Raw genomic sequence first — 1152 nt, 5'->3', positions numbered from 1 at the left:
ACTATATAAGTTGAATTAAAAGATTACAATCGAATACATAATCGATCGATCACTTTTTCAGGTGTGCGATTTAATTCCTGAATAAAAGCCTGTACATTTTTTTGAATTTCATAAATCGATGAATAAAAAACATTATGAATGATGTCTGATTTGAGCCATTTCCATACCCCTTCAATTAAATTTAAATCGGGACTGTAAGGAGGTAAAAACACTAATTCTAAGCGATGACAGTGTTTCCTTAAAAATGGTTGGATGAGCTTCGCATGATGAATACGCGCATTATCTAGAATAAGAGCTATTTTCCCGTTGGGATACAGTTCAAGTACATGCTGAAGAAAACGAAGAAATGCTTCGGCATCATACCGCTCCTCTTCTACACAAACTAACTCACCGGTTTCATAATTAAGTGTACCAATAAGTTTAACACCTTGGTGTTTCCCATAAGTAGGAATACTGCGTTGTTTTCCTTTTAAAAACCATGTATGCTGCAGTGCTTGGTAATCGCGGATCATGGACTCATCTTGAAACAGAAGATGGTCAATCTCCTCGTTTAAAAGTTTTTTTTATAGGCGGGGAAGGTAACTTCCCTAAACTCTTGTTGTTTCACCGGGTCTGCTTTCGCTAATGTATACGTCGGTTTTGTGTAACTAAGCCCTAAATCATGTAAAAGTCGAGACACCCCTCGAAGTGTGTAACTTACGTTCCATTCTCTTTTAATGAAAGAAGCGATAATGGATAAAGTCCAATTATGTTTAGCTGGAAATCCAACATCAACGGGTAGATGAGATGCAATCACTTGAACTAACTCCTGTTCTTGTTCAGGGGCTAATTTACGTGGTGCTCCTGTTGATTGTCCCATGAGTAAGCCATTCAATCCTTTTTCTTTGTAAGCATTCACATAATTATAGATTGTTTTTTCAGAACGACCAATCATGTTCATTATTTCTTTTATAGAAAAGCCTTGTACATAGAAATAGATCGTTTGATAACGTTCATACATTCGTTTCGTTTTAGTCGTTTTCATTGCTACAAGTAGGCTTTCTTTTTCGTTTTGGTGTACATGTGTCATTTTGCTCCGCTCCATTTATCAATATATGTTACTTATTATATTTCGACAAATAATAGCTGTAACCTTTTAATTCAACTTATATA

General features: G+C 35.5%; 1 protein-coding gene. It reads right to left on the bottom strand.

Annotation, left to right across the window (positions count from 1 at the left end; genetic code table 11):
* Positions 1-23: 23 nt before the first annotated feature.
* Positions 24-1069 (bottom strand): IS630 family transposase gene (locus ACODS7_RS32150; protein ID WP_488828618.1). Its coding sequence is split into 2 segments (ribosomal slippage): positions 24-563 and positions 566-1069, totalling 1044 coding nucleotides; the frame shifts between segments, so codons are not numbered across the junction.
* Positions 1070-1152: the final 83 nt, after the last annotated feature.

The organism is Bacillus sp. FG16 (assembly GCF_057809515.1).
Note: the sequence above shows the minus strand (reverse complement) of the source record. Positions and strands in the feature narration are given on the sequence as shown.